Origin of the sequence: Chryseobacterium capnotolerans, assembly GCF_021278965.1 — a bacterium.
GTDB lineage: Bacteria > Bacteroidota > Bacteroidia > Flavobacteriales > Weeksellaceae > Chryseobacterium > Chryseobacterium capnotolerans.
In genome coordinates, this window is the sequence record NZ_CP065589.1 from 5,187,404 (window position 1) to 5,208,434 (window position 21,031).

At 36.1% G+C, this 21,031-nt stretch carries 18 protein-coding genes and 3 pseudogenes; 5 read left to right on the forward strand and 16 right to left on the reverse strand.

Going from position 1 to position 21,031, the window contains the following annotated elements; translation table 11 throughout:
• Positions 1–100 precede the first annotated feature (100 nt).
• Both H5J24_RS24680 and H5J24_RS24685 read left to right on the forward strand, forming a co-directional pair.
• Complete coding sequence (locus tag H5J24_RS24680) at positions 101–907, forward strand: M48 family metallopeptidase (protein ID WP_068939094.1); 807 nt, start codon at positions 101–103, stop codon at positions 905–907.
• Between the two features lie 209 nt (positions 908–1,116).
• Positions 1,117–1,427, forward strand: a pseudogene (locus tag H5J24_RS24685) (hypothetical protein).
• Positions 1,428–1,463: 36 nt separating this feature from the next.
• Here H5J24_RS24685 and H5J24_RS24690 read toward each other — a convergent pair.
• The 13 genes from H5J24_RS24690 to H5J24_RS24750 all read right to left on the reverse strand — a co-directional run bounded on the left by H5J24_RS24690 (position 1,464) and on the right by H5J24_RS24750 (position 12,415).
• Complete coding sequence (locus H5J24_RS24690) at positions 1,464–2,075, reverse strand: outer membrane beta-barrel protein (RefSeq protein WP_068939098.1); 612 nt, start codon at positions 2,073–2,075, stop codon at positions 1,464–1,466.
• A complete protein-coding gene (locus tag H5J24_RS24695) occupies positions 2,059–2,868 on the reverse strand; it encodes an ABC transporter ATP-binding protein (RefSeq protein ID WP_068939099.1) in 810 nt (269 codons plus the stop codon). The genes H5J24_RS24690 and H5J24_RS24695 overlap by 17 nt, the downstream gene beginning before the upstream one ends.
• Positions 2,868–3,620 (reverse strand): MlaE family ABC transporter permease, encoded by a 753-nt coding sequence (locus H5J24_RS24700; protein ID WP_068939101.1) that lies wholly within the window; start codon positions 3,618–3,620, stop codon positions 2,868–2,870. The genes H5J24_RS24695 and H5J24_RS24700 overlap by 1 nt, the downstream gene beginning before the upstream one ends.
• Before the next feature lie 95 nt (positions 3,621–3,715).
• Entirely contained in the window at positions 3,716–5,017 is a 1,302-nt protein-coding gene (locus tag H5J24_RS24705) for an exopolysaccharide biosynthesis polyprenyl glycosylphosphotransferase (protein ID WP_346730011.1), read from the reverse strand.
• A 112-nt stretch (positions 5,018–5,129) separates the two neighbouring features.
• Complete coding sequence (locus H5J24_RS24710; protein ID WP_068939105.1) at positions 5,130–5,759, reverse strand: 7-carboxy-7-deazaguanine synthase QueE; 630 nt, start codon at positions 5,757–5,759, stop codon at positions 5,130–5,132.
• Positions 5,760–5,766: 7 nt separating this feature from the next.
• The gene (locus H5J24_RS24715) at positions 5,767–6,651 is read right to left on the reverse strand and encodes a bifunctional 5,10-methylenetetrahydrofolate dehydrogenase/5,10-methenyltetrahydrofolate cyclohydrolase (protein WP_068939107.1); all 885 of its coding nucleotides are present in this window, start codon (positions 6,649–6,651) and stop codon (positions 5,767–5,769) included.
• A 25-nt stretch (positions 6,652–6,676) separates the two neighbouring features.
• Positions 6,677–6,850 (reverse strand): hypothetical protein, encoded by a 174-nt coding sequence (locus H5J24_RS24720; protein ID WP_232815929.1) that lies wholly within the window; start codon positions 6,848–6,850, stop codon positions 6,677–6,679.
• Positions 6,835–7,500, reverse strand: coding sequence for a class I SAM-dependent methyltransferase (locus H5J24_RS24725; protein ID WP_232815930.1), 666 nt, complete (start codon positions 7,498–7,500; stop codon positions 6,835–6,837). Before H5J24_RS24725 ends, H5J24_RS24720 begins: the two co-directional genes overlap by 16 nt.
• A gap of 3 nt (positions 7,501–7,503) precedes the next feature.
• Positions 7,504–9,144, reverse strand: a complete 1,641-nt coding sequence (gene pgi / locus H5J24_RS24730; RefSeq protein WP_068939109.1) for a glucose-6-phosphate isomerase — start codon at positions 9,142–9,144, stop codon at positions 7,504–7,506.
• A gap of 205 nt (positions 9,145–9,349) precedes the next feature.
• The gene (locus H5J24_RS24735) at positions 9,350–9,955 is read right to left on the reverse strand and encodes a hypothetical protein (RefSeq protein ID WP_068939111.1); all 606 of its coding nucleotides are present in this window, start codon (positions 9,953–9,955) and stop codon (positions 9,350–9,352) included.
• The gene (locus tag H5J24_RS24740; protein ID WP_068939113.1) at positions 9,945–10,454 is read right to left on the reverse strand and encodes an RNA polymerase sigma factor; all 510 of its coding nucleotides are present in this window, start codon (positions 10,452–10,454) and stop codon (positions 9,945–9,947) included. The genes H5J24_RS24735 and H5J24_RS24740 overlap by 11 nt, the downstream gene beginning before the upstream one ends.
• A gap of 24 nt (positions 10,455–10,478) precedes the next feature.
• A complete protein-coding gene (locus tag H5J24_RS24745) occupies positions 10,479–11,354 on the reverse strand; it encodes a TraB/GumN family protein (protein ID WP_141395602.1) in 876 nt (291 codons plus the stop codon).
• 137 nt (positions 11,355–11,491) lie between these two features.
• Positions 11,492–12,415: a DUF4349 domain-containing protein gene (locus tag H5J24_RS24750; protein ID WP_068939116.1), complete on the reverse strand. Its 924-nt coding sequence runs from the start codon at positions 12,413–12,415 to the stop codon at positions 11,492–11,494.
• A 210-nt stretch (positions 12,416–12,625) separates the two neighbouring features.
• Here H5J24_RS24750 and H5J24_RS24755 point away from each other — a divergent pair.
• Positions 12,626–13,983, forward strand: a pseudogene (locus H5J24_RS24755) (acyl-CoA dehydrogenase family protein).
• A 52-nt stretch (positions 13,984–14,035) separates the two neighbouring features.
• On the opposite strand, the gene H5J24_RS24760 reads toward H5J24_RS24755, so the two are convergent.
• Positions 14,036–14,413: a MauE/DoxX family redox-associated membrane protein gene (locus tag H5J24_RS24760; protein WP_068939121.1), complete on the reverse strand. Its 378-nt coding sequence runs from the start codon at positions 14,411–14,413 to the stop codon at positions 14,036–14,038.
• 154 nt (positions 14,414–14,567) lie between these two features.
• Here H5J24_RS24760 and H5J24_RS24765 point away from each other — a divergent pair, with 154 nt between their 5' ends.
• On the forward strand, positions 14,568–14,813 hold the full coding sequence (locus tag H5J24_RS24765) for a bacteriocin-like protein (protein ID WP_068939123.1): 246 nt from the start codon (positions 14,568–14,570) through the stop codon (positions 14,811–14,813).
• Between the two features lie 76 nt (positions 14,814–14,889).
• Here the strand turns inward: H5J24_RS24765 and H5J24_RS24770 are convergent, their stop codons facing one another.
• On the reverse strand, positions 14,890–16,002 hold the full coding sequence (locus H5J24_RS24770; RefSeq protein ID WP_068939125.1) for an AI-2E family transporter: 1,113 nt from the start codon (positions 16,000–16,002) through the stop codon (positions 14,890–14,892).
• Positions 16,003–16,194: 192 nt separating this feature from the next.
• Positions 16,195–18,599, reverse strand: a pseudogene (gene lon, locus H5J24_RS24775) (endopeptidase La).
• 260 nt (positions 18,600–18,859) lie between these two features.
• Between lon and H5J24_RS24780 the strand changes: the two are divergent.
• Positions 18,860–21,013 carry a peptidylprolyl isomerase gene (locus tag H5J24_RS24780; RefSeq protein WP_068939129.1) on the forward strand — a complete coding sequence of 718 codons (2,154 nt, stop codon included), beginning with the start codon at positions 18,860–18,862 and terminating at the stop codon, positions 21,011–21,013.
• Positions 21,014–21,031: the final 18 nt, after the last annotated feature.

Below are 21,031 nucleotides of genomic sequence, written 5' to 3' on the forward strand. Positions count from 1 at the left end.
GATAATTATTAAATTTAAATAGCAAAATGTATGCAAAAATTCGATATCAAAAATATTTTGGAATAAAAATTGTTAAGGTTGAATTATTAACACTCAAACTATGAAAGTTACACATCTATTAGGAATGGGAGCATTCGCTCTGTTGGTCGCTGCCTGTACTACAAATCCAATTACGGGAAGATCATCTTTACAGCTGGCCAATAATTCAGAAATTTTAACAATGTCTGCACAGGAATATAAAACGACATTGTCTAAAGGTAAACTTATTACCGGAACAGCAGATGCAAAGAGAGTGGTAAATGTAGGAAACAGAATTAAAAATGCAGCAGAGAGATATTATCAGAGTATAGGAAGATCTGCTGATCTTGCCAATTATAGCTGGGAGTTTGCTCTTTTGCAAAGCAATGAACTGAATGCATGGTGTATGCCAGGAGGTAAAGTAGCTGTTTATACAGGAATTTTACCTGTTACCAAAGATGATAATGGACTTGCCGTGGTAATGGGACATGAAGTTTCTCACGCATTGGCTGGTCATGGAAATGAAAGAATTTCTCAGGCTATGATGGCTCAGTATGGTGGAGCTATCCTTGGTGGAGCTATTTCTAATGCACAATGGGCAAGCGTTTTCCAGAAAGTATACCCTATTGGATCACAAGTTGCATTATTAAAATATGGTAGAGGCCAGGAATCGGAAGCTGATGAAATGGGGCTTTATCTGATGTCTATGGCGGGGTATGATCCAAGAGCTGCTATCCCCTTCTGGAACAGAATGGAAGCTGCTTCTTCGGGAGCAAGACAACCGGAATTCTTATCTACTCACCCGAGCCCGGATACAAGAATTTCAGATATCAATAAAGACTTACCAAAAGCTTTAGAATATTATAAAGCTGCGGGAGGAAAGTTATAATCTATTAGCTTATTATAAAAAGACGGACTGATTTTTAAAATGAGTCCGTTTTTATTTGATAATATTTTTCTTTTTCACATAATTTGGAATAATAATGGTTATGTTTATTATTGAAAACACCATTAAAATATGATTCCTGTATAAAGGCTTATTAATTTTTTAGTAAATTTGGTTTAGCTTTTATAACATAATTACTTAAACACAATATTATGAAGAGTTTATCAATTACCGGTCTTATCCTCTTAGCGGTTTCTGCTTTATTATTTTATCTTACCACTGATTTTGCTGTAGAGCAGATCAAAATTTCTCACATCATGGGTATCATGGCTGGAGTAGGAATTGGACTTATCATTGGCGGAATGGTAGGATATCTGAGTAAAGGAAGTGCTATAAAGGCTGAACAAAAGAAAAAGAATTCAAGCAGCTTCAGAAAGAAAAAGAAGAATTGGAAAAGCAGGCGGCAGACATTGCAAAACGCCAGGCTGAGCTTGAAGAGCAAAATAAAAATCCTCAAATATAAATTTGAGGATTTAAAGTTGTTATTTTCGGTTGTTGATTAAAATTTATATCCCAAACCAACCATAAACAGGTTAGGTCTGTTGTCATATCTGATTTCCGAACCGGAAACTTTATTGATGAAGTTTCTTTCATCTTTACTGAAAGCTCCTTCATATCTTGCGTTTACAATAAGTTTCTTGATTTCAAGCTGAGCTCCAAACTGATAACCTACAGTAAAGTTATTTTTTGCATTTTCTTTAAAATCGTTGTAAGTATTGTCTTTGCTTAGGTTAAAGCTTCCTACCGGCCCTACAAAAACACCTAACATATTCCCTAAAAGATTATATCCTAAAAGAACCGGAACATCAATACGGTTGCTTTTTACATCAAAAGTGGTATTCTCAGTAGTAAACTCATTCTTAAAGTGAGTATAATATACCTCGGGCATTAAGAATAATGAAGTAGGTAATCCTACTTTCATTGAAAGTCCTACATTGAAACCTACGTTGTTTTTTCCTGTTCCTTCAATAGCATCATTCACAGTTCCTTTAATGTTGGACCATGATGGTGAGCCTGTAGGAAATATTATATTGGCCTTACCTGCCAGTGAGATCTGTGCAGAAGCCCACATTGAAAACCCTATTAACGCTATACTAAATACCTTTTTCATTATCGTCTAATTTTGTATTCTCAATTGTTTTATTATTCTCAAGTAAATATTCTCTCAGCTCTTTAAACAGTTCTGAAGAATAAACGAAGTCTATCAGGTTTTTATTGCCTGCTGTAATCAGGATGTCTTTATTCCCTTCCCATTCCTTGATACCAAGTCTTAGGTATACAATTTTCTCGCCAATCGTCATTACAGAGTTCATATCATGGGTATTGATAATGGTCGTCGTATTATACTCTTTGGTAATTTCATAAAGAAGATCATCAATGACTTTTGAAGTATATGGATCCAGTCCTGAGTTAGGCTCATCGCAGAATAAATACTTTGGATTGTTTACAATAGCTCTTGCAATGGCCACCCTTTTCTGCATTCCCCCTGAAATTTCAGAAGGATATTTTCTTTCTGCTTTGTCAAGATGTACTCTTCCTATTACTTCGAATACTCTTTTCTTTTTCTCTCTGTAAGTAAGGTTGGTAAACATGTCAAGAGGGAACATAATATTTTCCTCCACAGTTAAAGAGTCAAAAAGGGCACTCCCCTGGAATACCGTTCCAATTTCTGAACGAAGATGCTGCTTTTCATCACGGGTCATCGTGTTAATATCTTTACCATCAAACAGAATTTCTCCTGATGAAGGATCATATACATTGAGTAAGCTTTTAAGAAAAACTGTTTTTCCTGAACCACTCTGCCCAATAATAAGATTTACCTTGCCTTTATCAAATGTGGTTGAAATTCCCTTAAGTACTTCAACATCACCAAAACTTTTCTTAAGATCTTTTACCTCAATCATTAGCTTAATATTAATTGGGTTAGAATTAATTCGGAAATGATAATAAATACCATTGTCCAAACCACCGCCTGGGTACTCGCTCTACCTACTTCAAGAGAACCTCCTTTTACAAAATATCCGAAATAAGAAGGAACAGTGGCAATGATAAAGGCAAAAACAGCTGTTTTTGTAAATGCGTAATAGACAAATAAATTAGGCATATACATTTGAATCCCAGTGATATAGTCGTTTTCTGTCCAGTTTCCTGTTAAGATACCAGCAATATAACCTCCGGCAATACCAAAGACAATGCTGATAGCAATCAAAAGAGGATTAAAAATCATACAGGCAATGATTTTTGGGAATATCAGAAAGTTGGGCGAATTGACTCCCATGATATCCAAAGCATCAATTTGTTCAGATACTCTCATTGTTCCAATACTGGAAGCAATATAAGATCCCACTTTACCCGCTAAAATTAAACTGATGATGGTAGGCGCGAACTCTAATACAAGTACTGCTTTTGTTGCATATCCTACAAATGAAGGAGGGATTGGAAACGAAGAAGCATCAAAGTTGTTGAACATCTGAATAGCTACTACTGCCCCCACGAAGATCGAGGTGAAGACTACAAGTCCGAAAGAATTTACTCCCAAATCATTAATTTCCCTCATGAGCAGCTTCCAAAAAACCCTCATTTTCTGGGGTTTCTGCAGGGATTTTCCCAAAAGAATAATATATTCCCCTACTGCTGTGAAAAACTTTTTTAACATACCGCTAAATTAGACTTTTTTATTGAATTAGGCTAAGGTTGAAGTGAAGACTGATGTCCAGATAATGTTAAAATTATCCTAACCTTAGCATAGCTTTATTTTGCATTTTTATCCCCGCCTATTACCAGTAACACGGTTTTTAATATAATCACCAGATCCAGAACAAAACTCCAGTTCCTTACATAGAAAGCATCAGCAAGAACTCTTTTCTTCATTTCTACCTCTACATCTCCAAAGTCACCACGCAATCCGCTTACCTGTGCAAGTCCTGTAATTCCAGGATTTACCATACTCCTTAAGCTATATCTTCCGATTTTTGGTTTGTAGTAATTATCAACGGCCAACATATGAGGACGAGGACCTACCACAGACATTTGCCCCCTCAGAACATTGATGAATTGAGGAAGCTCATCAAGGCTGGTTTTTCTTAAAAATTTACCGACCTTGGTGATTCTTGTATCATTTTCTTTGGTAGTACTGGTGGTAGATTCGTCATTCACCACCATGGTTCTGAATTTGATGCAGTTGAATACTTCTTCATGGAATCCATATCTTTTCTGTAAGAAAAAGATAGGTCCTTTAGAGCTTATCCTGATTAAAACAGCAATGACCGGGAATAGCCAGGTACAAATAAAAACCAACACAAATATGGAAAAGAAAATATCAAAAGTTCTTTTCATCAGGAAGTTGGAATAATAATCCAATGGATATCTTGCCTGATTAAGAACGGGCTGAGTTTGAATATAGGCTAAATCGTACAGGAAGAAATCACTATGGGTGATACTTGGAACCAATGAGATATGAACTTTATTTTCTTCTGCCAGCTTGAATATTTCAGATTCAGCACTTTCACTATAAGAATTTTCTGTAGATAAAAACAGAGTATGGATTCCGTTTTTCTTCCAGAAACTCACCAGTTCGGCTGTATTGGTATCTGCGTTTTCATGTTCAAATATTCTATAGCCATAATCTTTACGTTCCTTAAAAATGTTTTTTAGGATTTCTGTAGAATCACCATTTCCTAAAAACATGATATTTCGATAATTAGCACCTAAAGAGCGTAGATACTTAATAGAAAAATAGATGAATGATTTTGCTAAAAAGATAAATATAAAAAGATAAAGAGACAGCCAATAAATGTCTGAATTAAAGAATACATTATTACTGACCTTTCCAATAAGCAAAACTCCTAATATAAAGGATATGAAGTGAATCAATAGCCTTTCCAGAAAGAGTGTATACGTAAGGTTCCTTGGAATATTATATATTTTTGTTCTACCGCTGAGAAGCACCCAGAACAAAAACAATAAAACCAGAGAAAAAGCATTCTGATACCAGGTTTCCTTATGACATTTCAGATTTTCGTTTCTGCTTATAAAAAGAATATGAAGATAGATGCAATAACCATGAGGTCAAGCAAAATAATGATTGATTTCAGGTATCTAGAGTATCGAATTCTCTGCATCTATCGGTTATTATTACAGGAACGGCCAGCTAATGTACGTAATTTTACGGTATATTCAGATATTTATGGGTTTGAACTGAAGCCTGCCATTCCGGGTGTTCCAGAATAAAGTCGGTAATCTTAGGATACATATCATTTCTTTTGCTCCATTCACTCTGAAGGTAAAGCTTACAGTTTTCAGAAACTTTGGCAGCTTGCTCTTCAGCAAATGCAAAGTCATGATTATTGAAAACGATTACTTTAAGCTCGTGTGCTTTTTGATAAATCTCTTCTTTCGGCAATCCTGTTTTCTTTGGGGAAAGGGTAATCCAGTCCAGATGTCCGCTCATAGGATATGCTCCTGAAGTTTCAATATGGATAGTACATCCAAGTTCCTTTAATTTTGAAGTTAGGATCTCCAGATTCCATGTAAGAGGTTCACCTCCTGTAAGAACGATGGTTTTACAATGTTTAGCTGCTGTTTCTGCAATTTCCACAGCGTCCATCAACGGATGAAGCTCCGGATCCCAGCTTTCCTTTACATCACACCAGTGGCAGCCCACATCACAACCTCCTAATCTGATAAAATAGGCGGCTTTTCCTGTGTGTGCTCCTTCTCCTTGTAAAGTGTAAAAATGCTCCATTACAGGGAGCATTTTACCTTCTTTTAATAAAATATCTTGTTCTTTATTCATTTTAAAATTAGTCGTTATAGACCGAAGTTTTATAAGCAATGATGGTGTTTTTCATCAACATCGCTCTTGTCATTGGGCCTACTCCTCCAGGAACCGGTGTAATCCAGCTGGCTTTTGCTGCGCAGCTATCAAAATCTACATCACCGGCAAGGTAATATCCTTTTGGAGAATCATCGTCTACTCTGGTGATACCCACATCAACGATAACAGCACCCTCTTTAATCATTTCTCCTTTTAAGAAATGAGGATCTCCCAAAGCTGTAATAACGATGTCTGCCTTTTTTGTATATTCTTCAATGTCTTTTGTGTACGAGTGTGTAAGGGTAACGGTTGAATTTCCTGGGAAATCTTTTCTTCCCATTAAGATACTCATTGGTCTTCCTACAATTTTACTTCTTCCGATAATTACACAGTCTTTTCCTTTGGTTTCAATATTATATCTTTCCAATAATGTTAAAATCCCGAAAGGAGTCGCTGGTAAGAAAGTATCCATTTCAAGAGCCATTTTCCCGAAGTTTTCAGGATGGAATCCGTCCACATCTTTTCTAGGGTCAATAGCATTGATAATTTTTTCCTGGTCAACCTGATCTGGTAAAGGAAGCTGAACAATAAATCCATCCACTGCTTTAGACTTATTCAGTTCATCAATTTTTTCCAATAATTCGGATTCCGAAACGGTGCTAGGGAATTTGATTAAGCTGGATTGAAATCCTACCTCTTCGCAGTCTTTTACTTTAGCATTTACATACGCCTTACTTGCTCCGTTGTTTCCTACAAGAATTGCTACCAAATGAGGTGCTCTTCTTTTGCTTGCAAGGATTTTTTCCACTTCAACTTTGATCTCTGCTTTGATTTCCTTGGATACTTTAAGTCCGTCTAGAATTTCTGCCATTTTTACTTTTTACTTTTATTTAGATTTAGATTTTTTCAAATACTACAATATCCTGAAATTCATCGGCGCCTTCTTTTTCTACATCATATCTCCAGAATCCTCCTTGTATTGTTTTCACTTTCAGACCTGCTTCATGAGCCATTTGATTCAATAATGGAATGCTTACAGCGATATTGGCTGCTGTTACTTTATCATCCATAAGTCGGTATCCTTCATATTGATGAGGGAAGTGCATACTGCCGCCTTCTTTTTTAGATTCATCATACAGAAAGAATGTTGCCAGACATTGCCCGCCATTTTTAAAACCCTGCTGATCTCATTCAGGTATTGCTTGATCTCAGGGATCTGCATATGAGTGAATACGGAAAACAGAAATGCCTTGTCAAATTGAGCATCCTTATAAGGAAATGTGAAATTTTCCGCTTTCTGGCTGAAAGTATTATACAGATCATTATAAATCGGTGTAAACTTAAAGTTGAAATTCGGATATTTTTTATGGATGTGTTTGTCGCACCATCTGATTCCTTTTTCTACAGCATCAAAACCGTCATAAGTCCCTTGGTCTATAAATCCGGAGAGAGCAATAGCGGTTCTTCCGATTCCACAGCCTATATCCAGAACATGGTCTGTATTTTTGAGTGCGATATGTTTTTTAAGGACATCCATCTGACGGATTCCATGGGGAATAAAATCGCTGCTCCCCACATAAATGTCTCCTTTTTTAGGTTCGTTTTTAGCTCTTTTTCCTGTAATTCCTTCATAAAGGTCTATAGGAAAATAATAGAGTTTTCTTCCTAAAAGTCTAAAGCCGGGAGGCAGTTTATAATAATATGATCGTAATGCAGACATCTGCTATTTATTTCCTTTATAATAATTAATCAATCCATTGGTAGAGCTGTCATGTGAGGTGATCGTCTCATTGCTTTCAAGCTCAGGTAAGATTTTGTTAGCAAGTACTTTACCTAGTTCTACTCCAAACTGATCGAAGCTGAAAATATTCCAGATAACCCCCTGAACGAAGATTTTATGTTCATACAGGGCAATTAACTGTCCTAATGAAAAAGGAGATAATTCTTTGAATAATATAGAGTTAGTAGGGGTGTTTCCATGGAAAACCTTGTAGTTTAATACCTGATCTATTTCCTCATCTGATTTTCCTGCATTTCTAAGTTCTTCTTCCACCTCTTCTTCTGTTTTTCCGAAAGCAAGGGCTTCTGTTTGAGCGAAGAAGTTGGCTAATAATTTATCCTGATGGTCAGAAACTTTATTAGAGCTTTTAGCATAGGCAATAAAGTCTGCTGGAATCAATTCTGTACCTTGGTGAATCAATTGGTAAAATGCATGTTGACCATTCGTTCCAGGTTCTCCCCAAATGATTGGTCCTGTTTCATATTCTACAAATTCGCCATTTCTGTCTACACATTTTCCGTTACTTTCCATATCTCCTTGCTGAAGATAAGCTGCAAATCTGTCCAGATATTGTGAATAAGGAAGGATTGCATAGGTAGTTGCTGCGTAGAAATTACGATACCAGATTCCTAAAAGTCCCATTAATACAGGAACGTTTTCGGAGAAATCTTCAGTCTGGAAGTGCTGGTCTGTATCAAAAGCTCCTTTTAAAAGCTGTTCAAAGTTTTCATAACCTACAGCCAATACAATGCTTAATCCGATGGCACTCCAAAGTGAATATCTTCCGCCTACCCAATCCCAGAATTCGAAAATGTTTTCTTCTGCGATTCCGAATTGTTTAACCGCTTCAATATTGGTAGATAAAGCTACAAAGTGCTTAGCTACATCTTCCTGTTTTCCTGCTTTTAGGAACCAGTCTTTTGCTGAATTGGCATTCGTCATCGTTTCCTGAGTGGTAAACGTTTTAGAAGCAATAATGAATAGGGTGGTTTCAGGATTTAGGTTTTTAAGAACCTCTGCAATATGATTTCCGTCCACATTAGAAACAAAGTGAACATCTAGTCTTGTTTTAAAATGCTTTAAAGCTGAACAAACCATCACAGGTCCAAGATCTGACCCTCCAATTCCGATATTGACTACATCCGTAATTTCTTTTCCGCTGAAACCTTTATGTTCTCCTGAAATTATTTTTTCAGAAAAAGCTTTCATGTGGTTCAATACTCTTTTGATCTGCGGCTTAATATTTTCACCGTCTACAAGAATTTCACGGTCAGAAAAATCTCTCAAAGCAGTATGCAATACAGCTCTTCCTTCTGTTTCATTGATTTTGTCACCAGAGAACATTTTAGAAATAGCATCTTTTAATTGGCATTCTTCTGCCAACTGTAATAACAGTTCTTTAGTTTTTGAATCAATCAGGTTTTTAGAATAATCGAAAAGATAGTTATCCTTTTGCAGAGAAAATTCTTCAAAACGGTTCGGGTTGTACTGGAAAAGGCTTCTTAGTTCAAGATCATTGGATGCAAAATGTTCATCAAGGGCTTTCCAGCTGTTGGTTTGTATAGGGTTTATTTTTGATAGCATGTCGTTGAGAATTTATAGTTCAGAAAATAATGTGCCGGATCAAATCTTTAGAAATCCATAACGATTTATTTCTGATTTGCAAATTTAAGGAAAAATAAAACCTCAAATAAATTTGAAGATGATAAATAACGATTTTTTAAAAAACAAAACCCCAGAATTGATCTGAGGTTTACTTTTTATAGGGTTAAATATGTTTTTTTGAATGTTATTCGTCTATTTCATTCAGAATGTTTTCCAATTGCTTAGCTGAACGTCCATAAAAATATTTTGTCCATAGAATAATACTTGTTACGAAAAAAAGGGTTCCTACCAGAACAGCTAAAATTAAAGAATATTGATGAGCATTGGTAAGCTCGGATAGGGTTTTTCCCTTTTCTTCTAAAGTATTATAAATTACTAATCCGATGGTGAGCAGAAAATGAGGCAGAAGTAAAAACCCGAATGACTGATATCTTTCCATATTTAGTTTGAGTTCATGGAAAATTTTCCAAAGGCTGTTCTTTGTATTTCCGCTGTAGAGCTCAGTTTGCTTGTAAAACTTATAAAATCCGTAAAGATAATAGGACGATATCACTACCATCATGACATAGGATATATAATAAATAATATACTGAGAAGAAGGAAATTTAAACTGAAGAGGGAAGAATCCGATAAGAATGATCGCCAGAATCTGTGCTGGAAATTCTTTTTTCATGCTCTTCTGGATTTTTTCGATAGGGTGCTTGCTTTCCTTTAATTGCTGTATAGTGTCCGGAATATGAACATTGCTGTCTTCATTATTCCATTGTTCTTTTAATTGATCAAAATTCATAACCTGATTTTTTTATGATTTGCTGTATTTTTTCTTTGGTTCTGTTGAGTTTTACACGGGCATTGCCTTCGCTGAGCCCGAGGTTGTTTCCAATTTCTTTATGTGACATTCCCTCCATGAAATAAAAGATAACGGCTTTCTCCAGAGCATTCAATTCCTGAACGGCATGGTAAAAAATTTCCAGCTGTTTATCTTTTGTAGGATTGTAATCTTCTTGCTGTACTTCAAAATGATGAGGAGAGTCCGTATGGTTTTTTGCTCTCTGCTTTTCCTTCTTTAAATAAGTAATGGCAGTATTGATGGCAACACGATACATCCATGTAGAAAACTCGCTGTTTCCTTTGAAGTTTTGATAGGACTTCCACAGCTGGATCAGAATTTCCTGCTGAAGATCTTCCCGGTCTTCTATAGAATCGGCATAAATCCGGGAGGCTTTATATAAAATGCCTTTGTGCTGATTGACGAGCTTTAAAAAGGCTGTTTCAGTGGGCGTACTCACAATAGTTTCATGGTTGGGTTATTGTTATAAGTTGGATACAGGTTTTACGGTGTATCCTTTTGACTGTAAAAGAGGAATAATTCCGTTTTCTCCCATTAAATGAGAGCCGCCCACAGCAAAAAATGAGCTTCCTGCCTTCATCATTTCCGGCATTATCTTTACCCAATTTTTGTTTCTGTCAGTAAGCATGGCTTTTTCCTGCTGAGCATTCATAAATCTTTCATCTTTAAAAAGTGTGTATAATGACTGAGCATCTTCATTTTTAAAGGCTGCTATCATCTTTTTAAATAATGTTTCATACTCTTTACCCAGTTTCAGCTGAGCAATAGTAGCTTTCAAATCGTAAGCATCATTGATAGCTTTCATCTGATCGTTTACTTTCTCCAGCCCTTTGATATTCTTTTTTTCTTTAACAGCATTCTTAAGCAATTCGATTTCATACATCTTCATTTCAGTTTGAGGACATGGAATGGCTTTCATACTGAGGAGAGCGTAAAGAGCCTGAGGACTGGAGTTATTTATTTTTTCCAGACTCGTTCCATAATCTGAAAGAATTTTATCCAATTCTTTGGCCTCATTGGGTGAAAGTTGGTCAGATATTTTCTTATCATTCTGATGCATCTTTTGTAACGCAGCCATTTCGTTGGGATCAGTAAAATTGATTTCCATTACAAAATTTTCTGATTTGTCAAGTGCTTTGAGTACCTTAGGTTTTATTTCAAAATCTTTACTGCATAAGATATGAAAAGTTCCTGTAACATAAGATGGTTTCGAGAGTCCGTTTCCTGTTACCTCCCAAAGCAGCCCGTTTTCATTTGTTGTGCTCTTGCTCTGTGCGGAAGCAGTCATAAAATTCATTGATAATAATGCTGCAAACCCAAGTTTTATTAAATTTTTCATAGTATTTTTTTTATTTTCTGTTCTTTTAAACAGTAGGTAAGAGATGTTTTACAATCGTTACAGTTTTTTTCAAAAAAATAAAAACCTCCTGAAAACAGGAGGTTGTAAAATCTAAAATTATGATGATAACCTATAGGTTAGGAGTTTTGTTCTGAAGGGTTAGGCTTTTCAGCTGTTTTTACTTTTCTTTTTCTTAAGAAATAAATGACCCCGCCAGCGATTAATATGATTGGCCAGATGTTGATCAGTCCTACAATAATTCTTTGGATCAGATAAAATCCATAGACAAAGCTGTCTTTTGCATCGTGGATAAAGTTGTACTTGTATTTATTATCAATGCTGTCCGTATTGGTAACGGCAATTTCAGCGATGCGTAATTTGGGTTCCTTGATGTAGATGTCAACAGTGCTGTACTTGAGATTGTCAGCAATGCTCATAGTATTTAGCTTTTGAAGATTTCCTTCAGCCATATTATTGTCATCTAATGTTACTTTGTCTTTATTAGCCTTTATTTTATCAATGTTTTCTGAGGTCTGCTGGTTTCTTTTTGCTTCCAATTCAGAATATTTGATGTTGGCTGTAACATCTTCCGCATTGATTGTTCTTGAATTTAAAAATAATTTGCTGGTATTAATAGCAGTTAGAAATTCTCCCAGTTTTTCAGTAGGAACTCTTACCTGCATTGTGTTTTCAGTCTTATATTTTTTGATGAGCATCGCTTCAGTATCAGAAGTGTTGTAAGTATCTTCATAAGTCACATTGCTCTGCAGGTTGCTTTTCGTAACAAAACCTCCAAGGTCCTGAACAGACTTTTCAATAGCAATAGTAGCATTATATACGTCTTTCACTTCCATATTAACATCTGCAGTTTTGATGAACTTTTTATCCTTTACTTCCATACTGGCAACAGATGAAATACTATCTTCAGAAACAGCTGTAGAATCTGTAGTGGCTTCATAGCTTTTAAGCTCGCTGCTACTGGTGGCTTCACTTTTTTTACATGAATAAATTCCCAATAAAAGCACAGTTGATAATGATAGTCTAATATAATTCGTTTTCATAGCGTAAGATTTTTGAGGTTTTGCTTGAGTCAAAGTTCAGTCAGAATCTTTTGTAATGCTTGAAAAGGAAAAGTAAAAAACTTGTAAAGAGAATTTTCTATTTTAATTAATTGAATATTAGTGTTTTGTAAAACGTGTTAAAAGGAAAGGGTTTGCTTTCGGAGTAATTTTTGCTTATCATTTTACAAACCAAAATCACAATATATCATTATGTCAAATACCTTTTCTAAAATCAGAAATGCAATAGGGCTATTCACGTCCATAGATTTTGATCAGCTAAGTGCTATTTCGCAAAAAGTAGATTTGCCCAAACTAATGCATAATTTTTCAAAACTGGATGATAAACAACTTGCCGGGCTTATGAAAATGCTTGATCCCGATAAGAAAAAAAAGAGCTTCCACCCATTGATGGAGATTTTTACGATATCTACCATACTTTGAGCCCTGAACAGCGGGAAATTCAGCTTAAAGTAAGGGCTTTTATGGAGAAAGAGGTCAAGCCTTTGGTTAATCATTACTGGCTCAGAGATGAATTTCCTTTCGAATTGATTCCAAAATTCCAGAAACTAGATATTTGTGGTGTCACTTATGAAGGATACGGTTGTCCGGGAATGCCCTTCCTGATGGAAGGGGTTATTGCTATGGAAATGGCAAGAATTGATGCTTCTATTGCTACATTCTTTGGCGTACAGTCAGGGTTGGCAATGGGTTCTATTTATATTTGTGGTTCGGAAGAACAAAAACAAAAATGGCTTCCGCAAATGCAGAAGTTTGAAAAAATAGGAGCGTTTGGATTGACTGAACCGGAAGTGGGTTCCGGAGCTGCGGGCGGCCTTACTGTTACCTGTAAAAAAACAGAAGAAGGCTGGATTTTGAATGGTCAGAAAAAATGGATCGGAAATGCAACCTTTGCTGATCTTGTGATTATCTGGGCAAAAGATTTAGATAGTGGAGAAGTGAAAGGATTTATTGTTGAAAAAGATAATCCAGGATATTCTGTAGAAAAAATAAAGGGTAAAATGGCCTTGCGAATCGTTCAGAATGGATTAATTACACTTAAAGATTGTTTGATCACAGAGGAAAACCGTTTACAGAATGCCAATTCATTTAAAGATACCGGGAAAGTGCTGAGAATGACAAGAGCAGGAGTAGCTTGGATGGCGACAGGATGTGCAAGAGGAGCCTATGAGAGTGCTTTAGCTTATACCCGAACAAGAGAGCAGTTTGGAAAACCAATTGCTTCTTTTCAGATGATTCAGGGGCATTTGGTAGAAATGTTATCCAATCTTACCGCTATGCAGACCATGGTTTTCAGATTGTCTGAGATGCAGGACGAAGGAATTCTCAAAGATGAACATGCTTCATTAGCTAAGGTTTTCTGTACATTAAGAACCCGCGATATTGTTTCCAGGGCGAGAGAAGTAATGGGTGGAAATGGTATTCTCCTGGAATATGACGTCGCTCGTTTTGTAGCAGATGCTGAAGCAATTTACTCTTATGAAGGAACAAAAGAAATTAACTCGCTCATCGTAGGACGATCGATTACAGGATTTAGTGCTTTTATATAATAAATTAGCAGATGATGGTTGTGGTCATCTGCTAAATATTAGGTTCTAATGTTTATGCAATCAGATTCTTGTATTTTTCCCTATTGTCGATCAAGATCCAGAGATTAATCAGAAAAAGAATACCAGAAATACAAATTCCTGTGGTGGAAGGATCTCTGTAAACATTATGGATCAGAATTCCTGTCAGAACAGGAAGGATAATAATGGCTCCCAGTGCTCGTGTTTTTGGGAAGATAAATAGTAGCCCTCCTATTACTTCTACAGTCCCTACAAGTGGCAATAACCAGCCTATTTCTCCAAATGCTGCATACAGTTTCATTTGGGCTTCAGTGAGTGGTGGAACTGGATTGTAATGAAAGAACTTGTCTAATCCTGCATTAATAAACATAACTCCAAATAAGATGCAGATGATGAGTTTAATGATTTTCATAAAAAATATTTTATATCAAATGTAAAATAAAAAACACAATTGTATTGTGATTTTTTTAACAAAACATGACATTGTTTGTGTTAATGAATGGTTAATGTTGTATTTTATCTTGTTTTATTATTTATATTTGAGTACAAACTAAACTAATAATATTATGTTGAAAAATCTTAAAAAACTAAATCGAACAAACTTAAGAGAAATCCAAGGAGGAGCAGGTATTGGAAAATGTGATATCGGCCCTGTAGGTTGTCCATGCAAAATTCCACCTGGTGATCCATGCCTGGGAGGTACTGGAGGTGGTGGACAGGATTACGGATACTGTCCGGATATCCAGGCCAATATTCTTTGTTCAGAAACTTGTCCAAATGGAATGCATCCTTACTGCGCTGCGGGTGTATAAGGTGTAAAAATAAAAATAAGGCTGCTTTTAAAGCAGCCTTATTTATTACTCATTATTTATCACTTATTGGTAATATTTAGTCCATTTCTTTCAAAGTAATATTCTTTGAAATTTTATAGCTTTTCTTCTTTTTGTTTGGTCTTTCTTCCTCTCCAAGCAGTTTTCCCCAAGGTTTTAAATCGTCAACTTTTTCGCAAATGATTTTAATAATAGCAATGGCGGGAATACAAAGAAACATTCCGGCAATTCCCCAAAGGTGTTCCCCTAAAAGAATTCCTATAAAAGAAAATAATGCATTGATTTTCACTCGGGAACCTACCACAAATGGGAGTACAATATTTCCATCTACAGCATGAATACCAATATAGCCGATCGCAACATAGATGCATGTTGAAGGACTACCGGTTGCAAATGCGATAAAGCAGGATATAAGAAGTGATATGAAAATACCTAAATAGGGAATTACATTTAATAATCCTGTTAAAACTGCTAAAAGGATAGCATATTTTACTCCTAAAACGGTAAGTACAATAGAGGTTAGGATAGACACAATGATCACCTGAAGACAAAGTCCGAAGATGTATTTCTTGGTCATGACACGAATTTCATTCACCGCGGCCTGTACACTAGATTTATGTCTTTCTTTAAATACTGTAACAATAAAGTTGTTCAACAATCTTCTGTAATTTAAAATAAAGATAAAAAACAGAGTAAAGAATATGATAAACCCAAATCCTGTTGAAAAGATCCCGAATGTAAAACCTAAAATAGCTCCTGAAGAAGATAAAAGTTTATTCAATCCCTGATTGATATAATCTACCTGTTCATCTACTTTTACATTGAAGGTTTTGGAAACCCAATGCTGAGCATTATTAAAAACAGTGGTAAGCTGCTCTCTCAAATGAGGGAGGTCTTTGCTGAAATCAGATAATTGATTGGTGAAAAAATAAATAATCCCCGCTAAAATCATCAACATAATGAATACAGAAGTCATTGTTGATACAGATCTTGGAAATCTTAGCGTTCTTTCCATGAAAGTGGCTATCGGTAAAAACAGCATAGCCATCAGGAATGCAAAGAAGAAGGGAGCTAAAATAGTTTGCCCCAATGCTAAAAGATACCCGATTCCAATAATCGAAATAACAACAAGGGTCAGCTTAACAAGGAAAGGAAGTCTAAGGAAATTCATAATCTAAAAATCTGCAGTGTGGAATAAAAATAAGAAAAACCCGTCGATCTGAAGAATTTTTTATTCAAACCGTATGGATTTTTCTATCTCCAGATCAAAATTCATTCCTAAAGCTCTTTATAAAAGCAGAAACACGCTCTGAAATTCAGAACGTGTTTCTTATTGAGAAGTTAATATGTAAATGAATTGTTTTTATTTTTCAATGGCGATATCAATGACCTCTTCCATTCTGTTGACATAATGTACTTTCAGATTCTTTAAATAATCTTTCTTGATTTCTTCTACGTCTTTTCGGTTAGCTTCACAAAGAATCACATCTTTTATTCCGGCTCTGGTTGCCGCAAGAAGTTTTTCTTTAATTCCACCTACAGGAAGTACTTTTCCTCTTAGCGTAATTTCTCCTGTCATGGCAAGGTGTGGTTTTATCTTTTTGTTTTTGAAAGAAGAAACCATTGATGTCAGCATGGCAATACCAGCAGAAGGTCCGTCTTTAGGAGTTGCTCCCTCAGGAACGTGCACGTGAATGTTTTTCTTATCCAGGTCTTCCTGAGCAATTCCCAGTTCATCATGTTTAGCTTTAATATATTCAAGAGCAATAGTAGCAGATTCTTTCATCACAGTTCCCAGGTTTCCGGTCATTGTTAAAGCTCCTTTTCCATTGCTTAGAATACTTTCAATATATAAAATGTCTCCACCTACACTTGTCCAGGCAAGACCTGTAACTACACCAGGCACACCCGTAATTTCAGATAAGCTTTTTGGTCTTGGAACGCCAAGAATTTCATCTACTTTTTCCAATGAAATTTTAGGATCATATTCTTTTACTAAAGCAGTTTGTAATGCTACCCATCTTGCAACAGAAGCAATTCTTTTCTCTAAGGTTCTTACACCACTTTCGGATGTGTGAGCCTCAATGATATGTTTAAGTTCAGGATTTCCAAGCTTGAATGATTTGATGTCCAAACCATTCTCTTCCTGTTGTTTTTTGATTAAGTGTCTTTTTGCAATCTCAATCTTTTCCTCCAGAGTATATCCGGCAATCTGGATAATTTCTGTTCTGTCCAGAAGCGGAGTCTGAATGGTAGAAAGAGAGTTGGCTGTTGCGATAAACATTACTTTCGATAAGTCATATCCCATTTCCAGGAAGTTGTCATAGAAAGATTTATTTTGTTCAGGGTCAAGTACTTCTAAGAGTGCAGAGCTTGGGTCCCCGTGAAGTCCCTGTCCGATTTTATCGATCTCATCCAATACAATTACCGGATTTGAAGTTCGGACTTTTTGATGGACTGCAGGATTCTTCCAGCCATTGCCCCAATATAGGTTTTTCTATGTCCGCGGATTTCACTTTCGTCATGAAGACCCCCTAAAGATAATCTTACATATTTTCTCCCTAAAGCATCTGCAATAGATTTACCTAATGAAGTCTTACCTACTCCCGGAGGTCCTACCAATAATAGGATAGGAGATTTCATGTTGTTTTTTAATTTTAAAACAGCCATGTGCTCCAGAATTCTTTTCTTAATGTCTTCAAGACCGAAATGGGCTTTGTCTAATACTTTTTCAGCCTTAGCAATGTCAAAAATATCTTTGGTGTAAGTTTCCCATGGAAGATCTGTGAAGAAATCCAGATAATTTCTCTGTACATTATAGTCCGGAGAATTAGGATTCTGTCTTTGTAATCTGCCGATTTCCTTCTGGAAATGTTCTTCAACCTCCTGGTTCCATTTTTTTGTTTTCGCCTTTGCAATAAGATCTGCCACATCACTTTCAGGTCCGCCACCCAGTTCTTCCTGGATCGTTCTGATTTGTTGGTTCAGGAAATACTCTCTTTGTTGTTTATCAAGATCTTTTGAAGTTTTCTGATGGATCTGATTTCTCAATTCCAGCTTTCTGAAATCCTCGTGCATCATTTCATAGCATTTATTGGCTCTTTCCATCATGCTTTTTTCCTCCAGTAATCTTTGCTTCTCCAAAGATGGGAAGCTGGCATTGGTACAAATGAAATTCAGCAAATCATCATTGTTGTTGATGTTTTTGATCGCAAAGTTAGCTGCATTCGGAATATTAGGGTCAAGCTCAATGATTTTTAAAGCAAGATCTTTTACATTTTCCAATAAAGCTTCGTATTCCTCCTGGTTTTTAGGCTTTGTATCCTTTAGTTTTGTAATTTCAGCTTTGAAATAAGGTTGATTGTCAACAATCTTCTTGATTTTAAACCTGTGAAAACCTTTGGTAATAGCTGTAATATTACCCTCAGGAAGTTTTATAATCTTAATGATCTTTGCTAATGTACCGGTTGTGTAAATGTCTTTTTCGGTAGGTTGTTCAAGATCAGAATTCTTCTGGCTTACAATTCCAATGAAATCTCCATTTTTTTGCGCTTCTTCAAGAAGTTGTATAGAGGTTTTTCTTCCTGCAGTAATAGGAATTACCACATTAGGGAACATCACCATATTTCTTACGGGAAGTATTGGGAATATTTTCTGTTCGGAATTCTTTTCAGTCTCTCCAAAGTCGGAAAGATTGATTTCTTCAGTAACAATATCAAAACCGTCGCCGATCATTTCTTCTAAACTTATATCTTCAAATTCTGTCATAATGGATCTAATGACAAATTGTCATTTTCGTTTTTAATCGTTATATTGATTTTTTATAATATGCTCTGAAAACGTGTGCTATATTATAATGTACTAGAATGCACAATACTTATGCCATTTGTTTTTTGCTTAAAAATATGGTCAAAATTTCCTTTTTTAGATAATCTTTACGAATTAAAATTAAAATAAAGAACTTCTGCTTCTCTAATTTCTTAAAAATGTGTATTTTCGCAAACTGATAAAAAACTATAATTTATAAAATGGCAATTTTAGGACAGATTAGGAGTAAGCCTTGGCTTTTAATGGGAGTAATAGCCTTAGCGCTTTTGGCGTTCTTGGTGAACCCAGATAGTATCGACAAGGTTTTTGGTAAGAATCCTGACGTTTTAGGAAAAGTAAACGGTGAGAAAATCACCCGCGAAGAGTTCAATGATCAGCTTTTCGTGCTGCAGCAACAGGCTGAGCAGCAAGGTCGTCCAAAGAACGGTCTTGAAGAGCAGGCTTGGCAGTTACTGGTTCAATCTAAGCTTATCAAGCAACAGTTTGAGAAATTGGGCTTTGAAATGACAGACGATTATTTCTGGAATCAAATCCAGTATGATCAGATGTTCGCTCAAAATCAACAGTTTTTTGATGAGAAAGGGAACTTTAAAACTCAAGAGCTTAAAAAAGAAATTGAAACATTACAAAACACTAACCCTCAGGGATATGCTCAATGGTTGAAAACTAGAAAATCAATCGAGTACAGACTGATGGCAAGACAAGTGTTTACCAATATTTCAGCAGGGATTACTACAGGTAAGAAAGAAGCTGAAGAATTGATGAAAGAAAGAGATCAGCTTGCTGACATCGACTTTGTAAAGGTAGACTATGCTGCTTACCTTCAGAAAACAAAGATCAATGTTACTACAGCAGATCTTGCGGACTATATCAAACAGCATCCTGTAATGTTCAAAGCTGAGCCTAGCAGAAACTTAGGTATTGTATTTTTCCCTTCTAAGCCAAGTGCAGCAGATGATGCAGCCGCTTTAAAGGAGATCACTAAATTATACTCAGGAGGTACAGATGCCAGTGGAGGTACTGAAAACTTCCAAAATACAAAGAATGACTCTATGTTTGTTATGGCAAACTCGGATTCACCTTTCAATCCTCAGTATGTGAAGCCTACACAATTGCCAGCTACTATACAAGGTCAGATCGCAACAGCTGCGGTAGGACAGACTTTTGGTCCATATAAAGAACAAAATTTCTATGTAGTTTCTAAGCTTGTAGGTAAAAAGACTTCAGATTCTACATTGTCAAGACATATTCTGATCGCTTTCAAAGGAAGCCCTGCAGGAGAAGGAGTGACAAGATCTAAAGAGCAGGCTAAGAAATTGGCAGACTCTATTGGAGCGATCGTAAAGTCAACACCTGCTAAATTTACAGAATTCCTTAAGTTGTCAAATGATCCAAATTCTGCTGCACAAGGTGGTAGCCTTGGTTGGACAACTCCAGAGACACCTTTCGTTCCTGAGTTCCTTACTTATTTGGCAAACAACCCTAAAGGAGCAACAGGAGTTGTGGAAACTCAGTTTGGGTACCACATTATCAATATCGAAGATAAAAAATCTGGATCGATGGGGTATAAGGTGGCCAATCTTGTAAAAGAGATCAAGCCTTCAGATGCAACAGAAGCTGAGACAGATAAAAACTCTAGAAAATTCATTCAGCAGGTTCAAGGAAAATCTTTCAACGATTTTGTGAACATTGCTAAGAAAGGAAACTTCCAGTTCACTAATCCTAAAGCGGCGAAGAGATTCGAAGGACAACTTCAGGGATTAGGTACTGAAAAAGACAGCGATATCCTTACTTGGGCTTTTGATAAGAAAAGATCTAAAGGAGATACTGAGTTATTCAATGTAGACGGAACAGGAGATAAAATTGTAGTATATCTTAACGGAAAACAGGAAGCAGGACTTGCTGATCCTGAATCAGTAAGAGATCAGATTGAGATAATTGTTAAAAACAAATTGGCAGCAAAACAAATTTCTGAAAAAATTGCAGCTGCAAAAGCTTCAGGTTTAGATCAGATTGCTACTATGTTTGCTACAACAAAACAAACAGCTCAGGTGAATATGCTGAATCCTTCAGTAGCTGGAGCTATGGAACCTAAAGTTGCCGGTGCAGCATTCGGTGTTGCAAAAGGTAAGCTTTCTAAGCCGGTTGAAGGAGGAACAGGAGTTTATGTATTGATTAAAAAATCAGAAACAGTAAACAAACAACCTGGTGATCTTAAACAATTCACTGAGTCTATTTCTCAGAGAAATGCAGGAATGTTCGGACAGGCTTGGTTGAAGAGTCTTCAGGATAACGCAGATATCCAGGACTACAGAATTGAGATCTGGAACAAACTGGGAAATCAGCAGCAATAAGAGATTCATATCTATCAA